The organism is Ruminococcus sp. AM42-11 (assembly GCF_003480145.1).
Lineage (GTDB): Bacteria > Bacillota > Clostridia > Lachnospirales > Lachnospiraceae > Blautia_A > Blautia_A faecis.
Map to the genome: position 1 here is coordinate 23,356 of NZ_QUIO01000038.1, position 17,100 is coordinate 40,455.

Here is a 17,100-nt window from a genome sequence, read left to right on the forward strand (position 1 = left end):
CTACCACTCAATTTCTTCTACCGGGGTTGGGTGGGCATTCAAAGTCATCTGTGCCACCTTGCCGTTTTTTATTTTAATCACGCGATCTGCCATAGGCGTCAATGCAGAGTTATGAGTGATAACCACTACTGTCATCCCCTTCTGGCGGCACATATCCTGTAAAAGCTTGAGAATCGCCTTACCAGTCTGGTAATCCAGAGCGCCTGTTGGCTCATCGCAAAGGAGCATCTTCGGATTCTTGGCAAGAGCTCTTGCAATGGAAACTCTCTGCTGTTCACCGCCTGATAACTGTGCAGGAAAATTTCCAAGTCTGTCTTTCAGCCCCACCTCTTCCAAAACAGTTTTCGGATCCATGGGGTTCTTACAGATCTGTCCTGCCAGTTCTACGTTTTCCAAGGCTGTCAGATTGGGAACCAGATTATAAAACTGAAAAACAAATCCAATATCGTCCCTGCGGTAGCTGGTGAGCTGGCGGTTATTGTATTTCGCTATATTCCTTCCATCTACCCAGATCTGACCGCTGGTGGCAGTATCCATTCCGCCCAGAATATTCAGAACCGTAGTCTTGCCAGCACCACTGGGCCCTACGATCACGGCAAACTCGCCTTTAGCTATGTTAAAGCTGATCTCATCTACTGCGATTATTTTTACTTCTTTCGTTCCATAAATCTTAGAAACCTTTTCAAGGTGAATATAGTTTTCTGTGGTACCCTGCAATTTATCACACTCCTGTTTTTCAAATATATTTTAATTTTAGTATAGCATTGCAGGTTTTTTTGTTCAATCAGAGAAAGTATGAAATTTCTATAAAGATAACTATACGTTACTGGTCACGGAGTAAACAGTAACAACTATACCAATCGCGTAGGATATGAATTCAAGTGTGCAGTTATAAAAATTATAGTTATTTCAAAAACAGCCTCTGACTTTCCCAGTAAAAAAGTCAGAGGCTGTTTTTCTTTCCTGCTCATCAATTGCAGAATATATAATTACAATCTGCATATCCGTATTTCATAAGGCGTGGAGAATATACATACCAGTATTTATCTGAACTGGAATCAATTACTACCACAGTATCACCGGTATTCAGTTCACCAATCTCATTTGCCGCATCATATCCCATAGCGGATCGAAGAGCCAGATATCCGGTAGGCACTTTTACATACAAGGTAGCATATGCATTTCCACCCACCAGATAATCTTTGTTTACAAATCCATTGGTATCATATTTCGGGGAATACACATACCAGTACTGGGAATCACTTGTGTCCAGAAGCTGTACGGTATCGCCGGAATATAATTCCCCGATTTCATTGGAAGCATCATATGCCTTCATATTGCGAAGTGCCAGATAGCCCTTGGCTACACTGACCGTTCTTACTTCGCCAAAATAGCTGGAATCTGTATCCAGTCCCTCTTCTCTGTACAGGTACTCCTGGTTCACATATCCATAGCCGTCCAGTTTCGGGGAATACACATACCAGTACTGAGAATTGCTACTGTCGGAAACCCAGACGGTATCTCCCGAATAAAGCTCACCGATTTCATTAGATGCATCATATTCCGGTGCATTGCGAAGAGCCAGATATCCGGTGGAAACGCTTACGGTCCACATTGTATCATAGGAAGATACGGAAGATGTCACAGAATCCAGATAATCATTATTCACATATCCGAAATCGTCATACTTAGGAGAGTATACATACCAGTAACCAGTGGCGCCAGTATAATCCAATACCTCCACCAGATCACCACTGTAAAGTTCTCCGATCTCATTACCACTATTATAGGATGTATCTGTCCGCAGAGCCAGATATCCAGTAACAACATTCACACGGTAAGTATTACAGGAAGCCTCTGCCTCCTGCGTAGTTCCGGGAACTGAAAATGCAAGGGCTGCAGCTGCAAGAACAGGTATGCAAATCTTCTTCATTTTCGTCATAGAAAAATCCCCCTTCATATAGTCGTTGCTGTCCACCCCATGACCAGCAACATACAATTTTCTGAAAAAACACTTTTTTCATGTATTTATATATGAAAATTATAACGGATTAACCATGGCTTTTCAACTCCGTTTTTCTTATTATACACCACCTGACTCTGTTTTTTGTAATGCTTCATTTCCATCTTCTGTGCCATAATTGCGCAGCATAAAACTGTCCTCTACAGCTTCTTTCATATTGGTAGCGTCTGCATAATTATTATTCAGGATCAGCTTATCTAAACCATAGCAGGTCTGCCCTTCAATGTAATGATCAAATTCCAGTTTAAAGCTATACCGATCTGTATCGGGGTCACTTGCAATAGACGAAAGACTAGTACATCGCTTCGTAAATAACTATACCAATCACGTAGGATGTGGATTCGAGTGTGCAGGTATAAAAACGTAGGCGTAGCGGCTACGCCGAGGCTTTTATACCTGTGCAATCGGATTCACAGACAAGTGAGTGGTATAGTTATTTCGAAAACGATGTACTAGTCTTTCCCTTAGAGCGTATAAAAAAGCGCTTATCAGAATTATTTTTTCAGACAACCGTAGCTGCCTGTCTTATCTTTTCCATTGAAATATTTCTTTGAAAATTCCTCCGCCGGACAGGGTCTGGAATAATAGTATCCCTGAAGCAATTCCGGTTTATAAGTCTGGACAACGGAAAGGATTTCCTTATTCTCCACCCCTTCCACACAAACCTTTATTCTGGTCTGCTTACTCAGATTCATAATATATTCCAGAATCGCCTGATCCATCTCATCATCCTGAATGGAACGGACAAAAGTATGATCGATCTTGATCCACTGTGGTTTCAGCTTGCGAAGCAATGCAATGGAAGAGTACTCCGTGCCGAAATCATCCAGTGCCATATTGATCCCCATATTTTAAAATATTCAAAATCATCCGAAGGCCATTGGGATCCGATACTTTACAGCTCTCTGTAAGCTCCAGGATCAGCTGCTTCTCCGGTGTGCCAGATTCTTCCACGATCCGTGTCACCATTTCTCTGAAGCCTTCCTGAAGTATCTGGATATAAGAAACATTCACGGAAATTACAAAATCAGGATTCTCCATGCGCCACAGTGCCGCCTGGGCAAGTGCCTTATTCAAAAGCCACTCTCCCACCTGTCGGATGGTTCCGTCTTCCTCCAGGATCGGAATAAATTCCATTGGGGAAACCAGGGTTCCATCCGGCAGATAAAAACGCATCAGAGTCTCAGCACCATAAACATCCTGAGTCTCTCCGTTCACCAGAGGCTGATATACCAGTGCAAACCCTCTGCAATTATTGGCAACAGACTCACGGAGCACTTCCTGCAGTCGGAATTTCTCCACCGTTTTTCTGTGCATTTGTCCGGAAAACTGCGCAATGCTGCCACGTCCCACTTTCTTTGCCTGCTCAAGGGCGTATTCCACATTTGCATGCAAAGTCTCGAAATCCTCTGCATCCTGTGGAAAAAAGGCCACTCCGCAGGAAATTGTCAACTGGATCTCCAGATTCATCTCCCTGGGGACTTCCACTGAAAACTTCTGCATTTCCTTGTAGATCCGGTCAAGTGCATTCTCGGATTTCTCAGTGGTAATACAATAGAATTTACCTCCTGGTCCTCGATAAGAAATAACGCCCTCCAGGCTCTGACATTTCTGTCCCAGACGCTGCAGAACCTCATCTCCTACCAAATACCCAAGAATATCATTGATTCTCTGAAGTCTGTCCACATCAAAAAGAAGAACAGCACCTTCCATTCCATGACTGATAAATGCCGGAAGCTGCTTCTTCAGCTCATGAAACGTATATAAACCAGTGGGCTGGTCAAACTTGGCATTCACACCAAGATTCATCATCGTGCCAACAAAAAGGCCAAGGCTTCCATCCGCATTCCGCTCCACAATTCCCTGGCACCTTACCCATACATATTTCCCATATTTATTTAAAGCCCGGTATTCACAATTATGCCGGTTGCTTTTCCCCTCAAAAATACGGCCGATATCCTCCAGAAAAATATGCTGGTCTGCAGGATGAATATGCTGTACCCATTCCTTCGCCGTATTCTCTATAAATTCTCCTGGCAGATTGAAGTAATCCACACTTGGCTTAGACCATCTGGAAAAATCGCGTTCCAGGTCTGCTATATAAATGTACATATTATCTGAAGTCTGAGACAGAGCATCAAATATATGGCTGTCAAGATTAGAGATATCTATCACACAAAATCACTGCCTTCCCTTTTCCCCTAATACGTCAATATTTTACCATATTTTGCACAATTCTGTCTACAGATTTTGACAATTTTGCACATAAAATGTTAATAAAGTATAAAAAGAAGAATAAATAATACAAACATTTTTATGATAATCTGTAATCATTCCGCAGGCGCCAGAGCCTGTCTGAAAAATCATTCCCGCAATCTGCACGCCCCACTTTGCAATATATTTTGCCGAATTCGACTGTTGTAGCCTAAAAAAGGTACCATATCTCCCATTTCAGGAAATACAGTACCTTTTACAGAAATGAATTTATTTTTTAATTACTTTACTGCCTCGAATGCTGCGTCCAGAGCCGCGATCAGGTCTTCCACTTTCTCAATACCGATGGAAAGACGGATTGTGTTTGGTTTGATGCCCTGGTCAAGAAGCTCTTCCTCTGTGCACTGGCTGTGTGTGGTTGTTGCAGGATGGATCACAAGGGATTTTACATCTGCAACATTTGCAAGCAATGAGAAGATTGCAAGGTTATCAATAAACTTCTGAGCGGTCTGTGCATCACCCTTGATCTCAAATGTAAAGATGGAACCGCCGCCGTTTGGAAGGTATTTCTTATAAAGATAATGACTTGGCTCACTCTCCAGTGATGGATGATGAACAGCTTCTACCTGTGGATGTTTAGACAGGTAATCTACGATTTTCAGGGCGTTGCTTACGTGACGCTCCACTCTTAAGGAAAGAGTTTCCAGTCCCTGTAAAAACAAAAATGCATGGAATGGAGAAAGGGTAGCTCCTGTGTCACGAAGGATGATTGCACGAATATAAGTTACAAATGCTGCCGGAGCGGTTGCCTCTGCAAAGGAAATTCCATGATAGCTTGGGTTCGGCTCAGAAATCCACGGGAATTTGCCGGATGCTTTCCAGTCGAAGTTGCCACTGTCTACGATCACGCCACCGATTGCAGTTCCATGGCCTCCGATGAATTTGGTTGCGGAATGAACGACGATATCTGCACCATACTCAATCGGGCGAACCAGGTAAGGAGTTGCAAATGTAGAATCAACTACAAGAGGAATGTTATGTTTGTGCGCAATTTTTGCAACTTCTTCAATATCAATCAGATTGGAGTTCGGATTTCCAAGGGTCTCAATAAAGATTGCTTTTGTGTTTTCCTGGATTGCAGCTTCGAAAGAGCCTTCTGCATCCGGATCTACAAATGTTGCGGTGATGCCGCTGGTCTGCGGAAGAGTATGTGCCAGAAGGTTGTATGTTCCGCCGTAGATGGTCTTGGAAGCTACAATGTGCTCACCTGTTTTTGCAAGTGCCTGGAATGTATAATTGATAGCTGCTGCACCGGAAGCAACTGCAAGCGCTGCAACTCCGCCTTCAAGAGCAGCAATTCTCTGCTCGAAAACATCCTCTGTAGGGTTGGTAAGTCTTCCATAAATATTTCCGGCATCGCGAAGTCCGAAACGGTCAGCTGCATGCTGTGAGTTATGGAATACATAAGATGTAGAAGCGTAGATTGGAACAGCTCTTGCATCTGTTACTGGATCTGCTTTCTCCTGTCCAATGTGTAACTGTTTTGTTTCAAATCCCCAGTTTTTAGAATCTCTGATATCTGCCATTTTTCTTTCCTCCGTATGTTTACTATTTTTCATCATTTTTTGTTAATGTTAGTTTTGTTATTGTTTTTGATGTTTTTCTTTGCTGTTGCTTTGTTTTTGTTGATGAATGCATAGTAACATACTGGGGATTATCTGTCTAATATGTAAAAATAATATCTGGTTATAGGTTCATTCTATAACCAGGTATTTGGGGAATTTTTCTTTGCATATTTCTTTACACTATTCAGAAACGCCTCATGTATCCTGTCATCCTCATCCAGTTCCGGATGAAATGCCAGTCCATACTGCTCTTTATACTTTACAGCTACAATATTTCCATCCACCTCAGCCAGTACTTCTGCGCCTTCTCCGCATTTCTCAATATAAGGGGCACGAATGAATGTCATGGGAACCTGACCGATTCCTTTCATTTCCCTAATGGTGTGAAAACTGCCAAGCTGTCTGCCGTAGGCATTTCTTTTTACTGTCACAGGCATGGTTCCGAAATACACATGCCCGTCATTAGAGAGGTGGTCAGCCAGAAGGATCACCCCCGCACAAGTGGCAAGCACCGGCATTCCAGCCTGGATTTTCTCTTTCAAAGGCTCAAACATTTCCAGCTCCCGAAGGAGTTTTCCCTGTACCGTACTCTCACCGCCTGGCAAAACCAGTCCGTCAAAGTCTCCATCCAGGTCTTCTTTTTTCCGCAGCTCCACGCACCGGGCACCCAGTTTTTCCAGTTTGCTCTTATGTTCTGCAAAAGCTCCCTGCACAGCAAGGATTCCGATTTTCATCTTATTTGCCCCTCTCTGCCATCAGAAGCTGGATTTCCTGCTCATTGATTCCGACCATAGCTTCACCAAGGTCTTCGGAAAGCTCTGCAAGCATTTTGGAATCCTGATAGTTGGTGACCGCTTTTACAATCGCTGCGGCACGCTTCTTTGGATCACCGGATTTGAAAATACCAGAGCCCACAAACACACCTTCTGCGCCAAGCTGCATCATAAGGGCCGCATCTGCAGGAGTCGCAACGCCGCCTGCTGCAAAGTTTACCACCGGAAGTCTTCCGTTTTTGTGTACATACTCAACCAGCTCATATGGCACACGCAGGGTCTTTGCTTCTTCAAAAAGCTCATCCTCACGCATAGAAACCACTTTCCCGATTTCGCTGTTCATCATGCGCATGTGGCGCACCGCCTGTACCACATCGCCGGTTCCTGGTTCGCCTTTTGTACGAATCATGGAAGCACCTTCTGCGATTCGCCTTAAAGCTTCCCCTAAATCTTTGGCTCCGCATACAAATGGCACTTTAAACTGACGCTTGTCAATATGGTAAACATCATCTGCCGGGGAAAGCACCTCGCTCTCATCAATATAATCAATCTCAATTGCTTCCAGAATCTGCGCTTCTACAAAATGTCCGATACGACATTTCGCCATAACCGGAATGGAGACTGCCTCCTGGATTCCTTTGATCATTTTGGGGTCGCTCATCCTGGAAACACCGCCTGCTGCACGAATATCTGCCGGAATCCTCTCCAGCGCCATAACCGCACAGGCACCTGCCTCCTCTGCGATTTTTGCCTGTTCCGGAGTGGTAACGTCCATGATCACTCCACCTTTTAACATCTGTGCAAGCTGTTTATTTAATGCATATCTTTCCTGGCTCATTTTGATTTCCTCCTGTATGTATTGTGCAGAAAAATTGTGGGGCACTGTTTTAACAGATCTCCATTTCTTCAACTGCCTTTTATTTGTCTGAAAGCATACAGGAATACTGTACCGTTATAAATATCCAATTTTTATATATTTTAAAATGACAGTTTGAATATTTTCTCTCAAACTGTCCTGCAGGACTTGTTTTTTTCCAGCAAAACCTTCAGTGCCCGGGCAATTTCTATCTCGTCTTCTGCTATCAGGATACGCATAATTTTCCTCCATTTTTTCTGAAAAGGAGACGCTTACGCGTCCCCCATTTTCCCGCCCCTCCTAGAGCCTTTTTCAAACACGCTCTAGCCTGATGGCAAGTTGCAGGGGCAAATAATATACTATTATTTTTTCGGTTTCTTTCGCGCCATTATGCCACCGATCCGGCCCGTTTCTTTGGCGGAGAGGCTTTTCCACCCCCCTTCTAAGACTTTATCCAGAATGCCAAGTTCCTGAGCAATTTCATATTTTGTCTGTTCTTCAGGGGTAAGATTTCCGGATTTGTAAGCTTCTACTTCTTTGTCTTTGTTCATATGTCTATGCTCCTTTTTACAGTGTTTGGATGTATATAGGGAGTATGGACAAAATATAATACATTTATTCAAAGTGGATGCAATTTGACATGGCATATTCCACGCGAACCGTCGCAATATTCTGCCAAGCTGACTGTCAACTACAACTAAGCAGCTCGGCCCCCCGCAGCTAAGTTTTCGCAGGCAGTGGATCTTGTGCGATTCTTCTTATGCTTTCGGAATAATAATCGCTGCAATAATATATGCCCAGATTCCTGCGCCGCCGAAGCAGGTCAGGATTACCCAGGCCAGGCGGACCAGGGTTGGGTCGATATCGAAATACTCGGCAATTCCTCCGCACACACCGCACAGCATACAGTTTACGGTTGATTTGTATAAACGCTTATTACTCATAATTGATTCCTCCGATCTGACATTTCTGTCTTATTTTTTTATCCATTACATAACTTTACACCAGAGCGTGTCTGAAAAGAGCTTTCTGCAAGATTTAGCTTTCTCCAGTAAACTCCACATCAATCTCGCCCATTCCGCATTCCAGCACCATATCTTTTCTGGCACCTTCATTGGAAATATTTTTCTCAATGCCAAGTCCACTGTACTCAGAATCCTCCAAATTAATCTCACCCATACCACAGGAAAGATCGTAATTATAGTCCTTCTCTTTTCCAGTTACTACCATGTCAATTTCACCAGCACCGCAGTCCGCATTCAATTTCTGAATATCAAGCTGATCAATGTCGATGGTTCCGGCGCCAACCTGAAGATCACAATACGCTGCTGTGATATTTCCATAACCGCTAAATTCTCCAGCGCCAACTTCCATCGAAAGCTCCTGTACCTTTAAATCGCACTCCAGATCAATAGTACCCATGTCAACACCCAGGCTTACCGTATCAAAGTCTTTCCCGGAAGGAACAATGACTTTTATCTGTTTCTTCTTTTTTACATTGCCACTGCGGGTATCTGTAATCATGATTTTCCCGGAAGTTTCCTTAACCACCACATCGTTCTTCGTATCATTTGCCACATTTACCCGAATCTTGTCACCATCGTATTCCTGGATAAGGAGCTCATCATACTTCAAACTGATTTCCAGATCACTGGCAAAATCCATATCCACAGTATTTCCATCTAAAGCATCCCAATCTATGTCAGAAGAATGATATTGGGCGTTTCCCCAATGGATCAGACCAGCCAGCGGATAATCATTATCCTGAAGCAGCTGTCCAGCCTGATCAAACACATTTCCGCCTGTTTCCACTGCTGCTACAGAAATTCCACCGATACAGAAACCAATTCCTGCCACTGCGAAAGCACCTGCTGCAATCAGCATTCCCTTTGTTCCTTTTTTCATGCCTGCTCCTCCTTCTTATTCCGATACACGATTTTCTGGAAAAAGTCTGTTACCTTACGAAGAATCCATGGGAAAATCGTGGAGCCCAGCCATCCTGTTAAAATGCAGAAGAGAATTCCTAATGCAAACAAAAAACAGCCGATTCCCATTACCAGAAGTCCCACAGCTGTATTGGTAACCAAAGTTCCAACACCCACACTAATGCAGGCGCAAGCTGCTACGATAAATGCGAACGCCACAACTCCGGATACAAAAATCGCCAAAAACGGAAACAAGATCACCACCAGTAAAATACTGAACACGCCACTGGCTGCTGTAATGATAAATGGGGAAAGAAATACCAGAGCAATTAGGATCAGGATAAACCTGCTGTTGCTTCCCTTCTCTTTCGGGCGATATCCCCTGTGGATACGATCTGTTTTTCCTGCATGTTCCCCATCTCTTTGGCGAATCTCCGGCATATAAGAAGCCTTGTTTTCCCTCAAGTCCTCATATCCATTCTCTGTATACTGTGCATATTCCTCATTGCTTTCGTCAAGGTCTGCCTTTATTATGGCAGCCACTTTTCCGGGGCTTCCAAGCTCTCTGATCACGGAAGCCTCATTCTCAGGACCAGCTTCATCAAAATAACTGTTGTAGTAAGCCAGCGCCTCCTGCTTTTCTGCTTCCGAAATATCAGACAGCAGCCTCTCTAGCTGTTTCATAAACTGCGCTCTGTCCATACCTGTTAATTCTCCTCCCTCATGTGGCCTCTGTCCGCATTTCTGCCAACGTCCTCAAACATACTGCCTATCTTGGTGGAATAATTCTTCCACTCGATCTTGTACAAATTCAGCTGTGCCTGCCCTTTCTCCGTCAGTTTATAATATCTGCGATTTCGTCCGGCATATGCCTGATCGTAGACTTCCAGGCAGTCATCCTTCTGCAGGCGGCGCAGCACTGGATAAAGTGTGGATTCTGAAATATCCAGAACTCCGCGTACATCCTGGGTGATCTTGTATCCGTAAGTACCTTCCGGCTCCTTGGACACAACCGCCAGGACAATAGCGTCCAGAAGTGCAGCTCCTGTGTTAAATACCATCTGATCACTCCAATCATATTATATAATTCATCAATATTGTTTAATTAATAATACTATATGATATATAATATAGTTTTGTCAATACTATTTTTGAAAACAAATTTCTATATTCCCATCATTTACACAAAAAAAGGCGCAGCCAATGCCACGCCAATATTTCAACATATTTTCTTTCACTTCAAATAATTGATAAATTTCTCCGTCACAGGTGAAAGCCTTTTTTATCCTTCACTACAAGCCCAATTTTTTTCTTTTTCAACGCCTTCTATTGCTTTACCTGGCAGGCAATTTATAGATACTTGTGAGTAATTTTTTACCTGTATTGGTCTCAAATACGCGCTCTCTGGCTGTTTCAACAGCATTCTCAGACATTTCACTTTCATCTGCATTTACAAGAAAATCAGCTTCCAGAAGAATGCGGTAATCCAGTCCGTCTACGTTTGTATAGGTGTGGTGATGGCTAACCAGATAGTTGATTCTCTCTTTCATTTCATCATCAATTTCCACATCCTTGAGGAAATTTTCTACCAGCTTAGGACTTTCTTTTTCCTGGTTGGAGCCATTTGTATTACCATATTTTACGCGGCATACAGGGCAGGCAATGTCGTGGATCACGGCTGCGATTTCCAGAATTTTCTGCTTTCTTTCGGTTAAATTTTCCATCTCGCCAATCATTCTGGCATATGTATATACCTTCAGGAAATGGGCAATATCATGCTTGTTTCCATCGGAATATGCGATCATTTTTGCGATAACATTATTTATGGTTTGCTGTGTTTCTGTCATGTTTTTTCCTCCTCGTTTGCATTCAAAAAGCGGCAGAAATCATCTGGAAGGGGAGCTTCCAGAGTGATTATTTCATCTGTAAATGGGTGACAAAAAGTCAACTTCCAGGCATGGAGCGCAGCTCTTTTGAAGCAGTTATTCCTATTATTTATTCTTCCTTCCATATTCTTTTTTTCTTTGCTGTTACTCATTTTCAAACATGTTCTAGGATTGTACATCGTATCTCCCAGAAGAGGGTGACCTATCCCTAACATGTGAACCCGGATCTGATGGGTTCGTCCGGTTTCCAGCTGAAGCTCAACAAGAGTCACATTGCCGAAACTTTTTATGTTCTTATAATACGTAACTGCATTCCTGCTTCCTGGCAACAGTCCATCTGGAGAAATTGTCATTTTCATGGGATTTTCCGGATCCGGGGCAAGTGGTATAGCAATTTCTTTCCAGAATACAGAATCATTTGCTTCTGATAAATCTCCTTCTGCAAGCGCCAGATATTTCTTCTGCAGCTTTCCTTCTTCCCTCTGCTTCTGCAATCTGGCTGCCGCCACCTGGTTTCTGGCAAAAAGTAAAATCCCGGAGGTCTCTTTATCCAGACGTCCAATGGACCGAATGCGTGTTGTCTCATTTTTTTCACGAAAATAGGCTGCGAGCAGGTTAGAAATGCTGTCCTGATAATGGCTTCCGGATGGGTGCGTCACCATACCAGCCGGCTTGTTTACTACAAGTAAATCCTGGTCTTCATAAAGGATCTGAAGTTTCTGGGGTTTTAATCCGTCTTCCAGCTCTTGTCTTTCGAAATCCAATAATTGTTTTTTTCCTCGTTCTATGAAACTACTTGTATCTGGACACACCAGTTGCTTTGAATCAATCCCTTTCGCTTCCAGACATACCTGAAGCCGATCACCAGGCACTGCTATTTCCGTTACACGGCACTGTTTTCCATTTTTAAGGATACCTCCCGGCCTGAACTTTGCCTGACTGATCTGCCTCTTTGTAAGCCCTGCCTCAGCCCGCAAAACCTCTCCTACTTTTCCAAACTCTGTAATCTTTATCTCAAGATATCTTTCCATATCTGCATCCTTGATAGCTCCTGCCCATATCTTTGTCAAAATGAAATCTCCGCTGCTCAAAACACGAAGCTTGTTTAGCTTTATCACATAGTTTATCACAAAATGAAAGCTTATGAAATCCCCTATGATCTTAAAACAGGAAATAATAAGCAAGCCGAAATACACACAGGTATTCGGCTTGCAAAATTTGTCATATATTTTTCAAAAAATTCTTTTTGTCCACGTTCCAGAATGTGTTTGAAAAAGGCTTTCTGCAATCTGCACGCTCTAGTACATCGTTTTCGAAATAACTATACCACTCACTTGTCTGTGAATTCGATTGCACAGGTATAAAAGCCTCGGCGTAGCCCGCTACGCCTGCGTTTTTATACCTGCACACTCGAATCCCCATCCTACGCGATTGGTATAGTTATTTACGAAACGATGTACTAGTTTTACCTGCTTATCAGTATTCCATCAGCCTTCCTGCCTCATCAATATAGAACACGTCATCCGGTCCTATATAATAGCTGTCGGAACCATCAAAGTACATTACATTTCCTTCCCCATCATACCAGTAATAAGTATCTCCCGGATCACTTTCCTCTACATAATCTTCATCAGGAATGTAGTCTCCGTATCCTTCACCATCGTCAGCTGTCTGGGCTTCGTAGGCGATAGAATCGGACTCTCGTAAAAAAGCTGCACCTGCATAAATATTTCCATATCCGGAAATCACAGGACTGAGCATCAGATCGCCATCTCCATCCAAAGTAACATCTGTCACATAGATTCCGCTGTCATTGACCAATTTCAGGGCAGTTGTGCCAAGTGTGGTAAAAGTACCGCTGTCAAAAAAATATCCCCCTGTTTTATCACTATTCAGGCTGTTGTAGATTTCCCAGGTTCCTTCTCCATAAAGCCGGATATTCATGGCATTTAAATCTCCATACTGGTACCAGCTGTCAAAATAAGAGATAAACATTTCCAGGCTCTCTCCTTCGGCACTTGGATCATAATCTTCCCCTTGAGTGAAAGTGGTTTCTGTATTTTCAACGCCCTCAATCTCCGTCAGCTCCAGAGAAGAAATGGCATCCCGGTATTCCGCCTCCATCTCCTCAGCAAAATCCGCTGAAACTCTGTAAGCATAAGCAAAGGTATTGGTATCCGTCTGGAAATACAGCATTTTCCATTTGCAGGTATCTTCATTTGCTCCGGTGGTAAATTCCAGTTCATATACCGGATAAGTGAATTTCTCTGTATATTCCTGATTCTGTACTGCTGTGAAATCCTTTATTTCCGATTCACTTACAAAGCCTGCAAACTGTTCCATATATTCCTCCGGGGTACCGGTGAATTCATTGTCATTTAAAGCACTGCAGTTGACGATCACCGTCATACAGTCCTCTGTCATATCGGAATAGAAATACCCTCCTTCCCAACTGGAATTGTTATAAAGAGGGCGCAGTCCTGTATAGCGTTTATTTGACATGAGGACATAGCTTTTCTTTTCCACGCTGTCTTCGTTTTCAGTCTGACCTTCCGAATTCTCTTCTGCCTGATCTTCCTCTGCTCTGGTAAAAACCGCAGCTCCGTCATTTCCCATATGAAGAGTATCCGCGGAGTCCAGATAAAATCCCTCCAGCCACATGCCCATGCGATTGTACATGTCATATCTGCCATTTCCGTCGTTGTATTCATCCACATATTCCAGATATCCCTGAACATCATCGCCTTCTCCGGTGTGATATACAAACAATCCGTCTGCACTTAAGGTAAGAGTTTCATCAGCCTGTGCATCTTCATTTTTCCATACACCGGAAAGTGCTGCATAGTCAGCTCCGTCCTCTACCTGAAGCGTATCCTCGTTTTCTGCCATTACGCTGTAAATACCAGCTGTGGGAACAACTGCTGCACATAAAATAAACGCGATGACCGCTGTAACTATTTTTCTCTTCATACCATTTTCCTCCTGTCGAAATATGTTGTACCTTTACTATACGTTTTCTCTGACAAAAATAGTATTAACTTCCAGTTAGCTTTTCCCTTCCATCATCTCCAAAAGATACTTGCGCTTCACCCGGACATCCCCGGGAATCTGTAATTTGGAATAAATCTGATTGATGTACTGCTTCACAGTTCCCTCGGATAAAAACAGACTCTGGGCGATTTCTTTGTTACTCATATGCTTCGCCATAAGCTCCGTAATCTCCAGCTCACGATCTGACAGTACTTTAAAGACCGGCGGATACGCCTCCTCTTTTTTTAACTGATCGCACCGCATTTCCCATTCTTTCCCCATTCTGGTGATCCTGAAAAGAAAATTTTCATTGATTCCGAAAAAGCTTCCCTTCAAAAGCTCCTCTATGTATGGATAATTCTCCACAAATGGCATAAGGATTCCATCTGGAAAAGCCTGGGAAAGTGATCCTCTCAAAAGTTCAAGCGCCTGTTCTGTTTTTCCCAGCTTCCAGTTGGCCGCAAGAAGCTGGATCTGCACATGAAGCGCCACCAGATCGTAGTGAAGAGCCTGACACATGGCAAGAATGGATTCGCTTCTTCCGATCACCTTCGAATATTCTCCCTGGGCAAGATAAACCTGATTCTCGATCATTTCCATCATCGGTCTCCCAGGTGCCAGAAAATTCACAGTAGAAAGCATATGCGCTCCAAAGAGAGCCGGAATCCGCTCCGTTTGTCCGGTGACTGCATAGTAATAGGCGCAGGTGCTGTCAAAAATATTGACCCAGGTGGTATTATGCCCCTGCAGCAGTTCTTTTCGACGTTCTTCAAATGTATTTCTCATTTTTATGTCCATGCAGATAGACAGCCTTTGTGCCAGAAAATCGCAGCAAAGTGCAATGCTCTCCTGCCCGTTTCCCTGAATCTGGGTATAAGCCTTTTCCAATGCTATGTGGGCATCAACAAAATTTCCGCGCATAAAGTGAGCCTCTGCGCTCATAATCGTTTCTGCACCCTGTCCGTGTCCGTTTGTGATCTTGTAATAATGAGGCATACACTGGTTCATCTCTTCCAGCTCTTTGTCAAGATCTCCGCTTTTCCTGTGAAACATCATAAGTACAGATGGGGAGCCAAACGTCCAGCCTCCGTCACTTCGGATACTGATGGCAGGTCTTGTCATCTTCTCGCTGGCACTGCGGTGAAACTGACTCATTCTCGAAATATCATTGTACATAAGAAAGCTCTGGATCAGGTCGCATTCGCCCAGAAGATTTCCTCTCTCTTCCTCAGACAGCTTTGGATGTTCTCTGATGGATGCCAGAAGAAGTTCTTTCAGTTCCAGCATTTTGGGAATATTTTTCCAGTTAAACATGCATCTCATAAGAACCAGAATTGCAAGCGGATATTCTTTTAAAACGGAAACCGGACATCTGTTCAAAACTTCCAGAACCTCTTCCGGTTTTAGAGAAGCAAGTAAGATTCCGGCATCTTTTTGCACCACCCGGAGAATAGCTGCAAAATTCTGATTTCGCCGGTATGCTGACAAGGCATGGATATAGGCACCATGTTTTTCATACCATGCACCATATCTTTCATAATAGAAAGCCTGTCTGGAATCATCCAGTGTTCTGAACGCACGAAACGCGCACTCTTTCATCATATGGTGAAAGCGGTAAGTCTGCCCGTCATTCAGGCAGGTGACAAAAGCATTCTGCCTGGTGAGCGTTTTCAAGATCTGGTGTACGTCTTCTCTTTTTGTAATAAATTCTGCCATCTCTTCCGTGAATTCATCTGCAAGCCCCATGGCACTTAAAAATTCTTTTCTGTCTTCTGGCAAAGGATTCAGCATGGAAGCGGAAAACATCTGGTAAATATCAGATGTTTTTCCTGGCAATTCTCCTGATTTTGAAAAAGAACACAAATTCAGGTAAACAGCTGCGAACCATCCTTCGCTGGATTTCAGAAGCTGCTCAAGCTGGCTGTCTGTCAGGCTAGTTCCGCAGCGGCGAATATAGGCTGACAGCTCCCCAGCGTTCAGACGCAGATCGTCTATTTCTATTCTGTGAAGTCTTCCTCCAAGTCTTACAATCCAGTCATCACTGATAAAATGATTTCGGCTTGCTACGATCAGATGCACATTTTCCGGAATCCTCCCTGCCATTCTGCACAGGAAAGTGACCGCCCGGTCATCTTTTAACAGATGAAAGTCATCTATAAAAATATAACAATTTTCACATTTTTCCAGTTGATAGCATAGAATTTCCGTCAAAAATCCAGCGGAGGCTTCATCTTCCGGGCAGTCGTAGTTTTCCAGAAAGTTAAGACCTGCGAAGGAAAATGCATTTTGCACACTTTTCCAGAAGATGGAAAGGTTTTGCGAGTAGATGCTGATCCGGATCAGCAAAGCCTGACTGTCTTTCGCCATTCTGGACAGATACCAGTTTACGGCAGTTGTTTTGCCATATCCCATAGGGGCTGTTATGGCTGTCAGCGCGCTGTTGGAAACAGGCTGCAGGGATTTTTGTAAACGTTCTGATATGTAAATGGAATTCAGGCTGATTTTTTCTTTTGGCATTTCATACCCTCACTCTCTTGCTTTATAGATCTATTGCTGTTGAATAATTTTTCAGACACGCTCTAATGATCATTTTATTTTTAATTATAGTGGAAAAGACAGGAAATTCCAATGGATTCTTTTGCTTTTGCTTATGTTTGACTGTCAAGCGTTTTTGAAAATGTCCTAAAATAATTGAAGTATTAGCCCCGGCTTTTTGCTGGGGCTTGTTATATTGATGTGCTTCATTCCTCAGGCAATTTTTGTATCTT

Annotated in this window: 18 protein-coding genes; all 18 read right to left on the reverse strand. The window is 43.2% G+C overall.

Annotated elements, in window-relative coordinates; translation table 11 throughout:
• Positions 1-717, reverse strand: a complete 717-nt coding sequence (locus DW904_RS17875; RefSeq protein WP_118583251.1) for an ABC transporter ATP-binding protein — start codon at positions 715-717, stop codon at positions 1-3.
• Between the two features lie 253 nt (positions 718-970).
• On the reverse strand, positions 971-1,942 hold the full coding sequence (locus DW904_RS17880; protein ID WP_243110485.1) for a hypothetical protein: 972 nt from the start codon (positions 1,940-1,942) through the stop codon (positions 971-973).
• A gap of 141 nt (positions 1,943-2,083) precedes the next feature.
• On the reverse strand, positions 2,084-2,305 hold the full coding sequence (locus tag DW904_RS17885; protein WP_330673727.1) for a CotH kinase family protein: 222 nt from the start codon (positions 2,303-2,305) through the stop codon (positions 2,084-2,086).
• Between the two features lie 212 nt (positions 2,306-2,517).
• Entirely contained in the window at positions 2,518-2,859 is a 342-nt protein-coding gene (locus DW904_RS24645) for an EAL domain-containing protein (RefSeq protein WP_202187764.1), read from the reverse strand.
• Entirely contained in the window at positions 2,846-4,198 is a 1,353-nt protein-coding gene (locus DW904_RS17895; RefSeq protein WP_118583255.1) for an EAL domain-containing protein, read from the reverse strand. Before DW904_RS17895 ends, DW904_RS24645 begins: the two co-directional genes overlap by 14 nt.
• 320 nt (positions 4,199-4,518) lie before the next feature.
• On the reverse strand, positions 4,519-5,823 hold the full coding sequence (locus DW904_RS17900) for an O-acetylhomoserine aminocarboxypropyltransferase/cysteine synthase family protein (protein ID WP_118583257.1): 1,305 nt from the start codon (positions 5,821-5,823) through the stop codon (positions 4,519-4,521).
• A 173-nt stretch (positions 5,824-5,996) separates the two neighbouring features.
• The gene (pdxT, locus tag DW904_RS17905) at positions 5,997-6,596 is read right to left on the reverse strand and encodes a pyridoxal 5'-phosphate synthase glutaminase subunit PdxT (protein WP_118583259.1); all 600 of its coding nucleotides are present in this window, start codon (positions 6,594-6,596) and stop codon (positions 5,997-5,999) included.
• Between the two features lies 1 nt (position 6,597).
• The gene (pdxS, locus tag DW904_RS17910; RefSeq protein WP_118583261.1) at positions 6,598-7,473 is read right to left on the reverse strand and encodes a pyridoxal 5'-phosphate synthase lyase subunit PdxS; all 876 of its coding nucleotides are present in this window, start codon (positions 7,471-7,473) and stop codon (positions 6,598-6,600) included.
• Between the two features lie 380 nt (positions 7,474-7,853).
• Entirely contained in the window at positions 7,854-8,042 is a 189-nt protein-coding gene (locus DW904_RS17915) for a small, acid-soluble spore protein, alpha/beta type (protein WP_118583262.1), read from the reverse strand.
• A gap of 207 nt (positions 8,043-8,249) precedes the next feature.
• Positions 8,250-8,435, reverse strand: a complete 186-nt coding sequence (locus DW904_RS17920) for a PspC domain-containing protein (RefSeq protein ID WP_021924744.1) — start codon at positions 8,433-8,435, stop codon at positions 8,250-8,252.
• A 94-nt stretch (positions 8,436-8,529) separates the two neighbouring features.
• Positions 8,530-9,396, reverse strand: coding sequence for a DUF4097 family beta strand repeat-containing protein (locus DW904_RS17925; RefSeq protein WP_118583264.1), 867 nt, complete (start codon positions 9,394-9,396; stop codon positions 8,530-8,532).
• A complete protein-coding gene (locus tag DW904_RS17930) occupies positions 9,393-10,118 on the reverse strand; it encodes a DUF1700 domain-containing protein (RefSeq protein ID WP_118583266.1) in 726 nt (241 codons plus the stop codon). The genes DW904_RS17925 and DW904_RS17930 overlap by 4 nt, the downstream gene beginning before the upstream one ends.
• A gap of 5 nt (positions 10,119-10,123) precedes the next feature.
• Positions 10,124-10,477 (reverse strand): PadR family transcriptional regulator, encoded by a 354-nt coding sequence (locus tag DW904_RS17935; RefSeq protein ID WP_118583268.1) that lies wholly within the window; start codon positions 10,475-10,477, stop codon positions 10,124-10,126.
• A 273-nt stretch (positions 10,478-10,750) separates the two neighbouring features.
• Positions 10,751-11,263 (reverse strand): HD domain-containing protein, encoded by a 513-nt coding sequence (locus DW904_RS17940; protein ID WP_118583270.1) that lies wholly within the window; start codon positions 11,261-11,263, stop codon positions 10,751-10,753.
• The gene (locus DW904_RS17945; protein WP_243110486.1) at positions 11,260-12,372 is read right to left on the reverse strand and encodes an RluA family pseudouridine synthase; all 1,113 of its coding nucleotides are present in this window, start codon (positions 12,370-12,372) and stop codon (positions 11,260-11,262) included. Before DW904_RS17945 ends, DW904_RS17940 begins: the two co-directional genes overlap by 4 nt.
• 406 nt (positions 12,373-12,778) lie before the next feature.
• Entirely contained in the window at positions 12,779-14,272 is a 1,494-nt protein-coding gene (locus DW904_RS17955; RefSeq protein ID WP_118583274.1) for a hypothetical protein, read from the reverse strand.
• A 75-nt stretch (positions 14,273-14,347) separates the two neighbouring features.
• Positions 14,348-16,849 (reverse strand): LuxR C-terminal-related transcriptional regulator, encoded by a 2,502-nt coding sequence (locus tag DW904_RS24650; protein WP_118583276.1) that lies wholly within the window; start codon positions 16,847-16,849, stop codon positions 14,348-14,350.
• 22 nt (positions 16,850-16,871) lie between these two features.
• Positions 16,872-17,100, reverse strand: a 229-nt coding sequence (locus DW904_RS23280; protein WP_207664928.1) for a hypothetical protein, incomplete at its 5' end; no start/stop codon positions are given.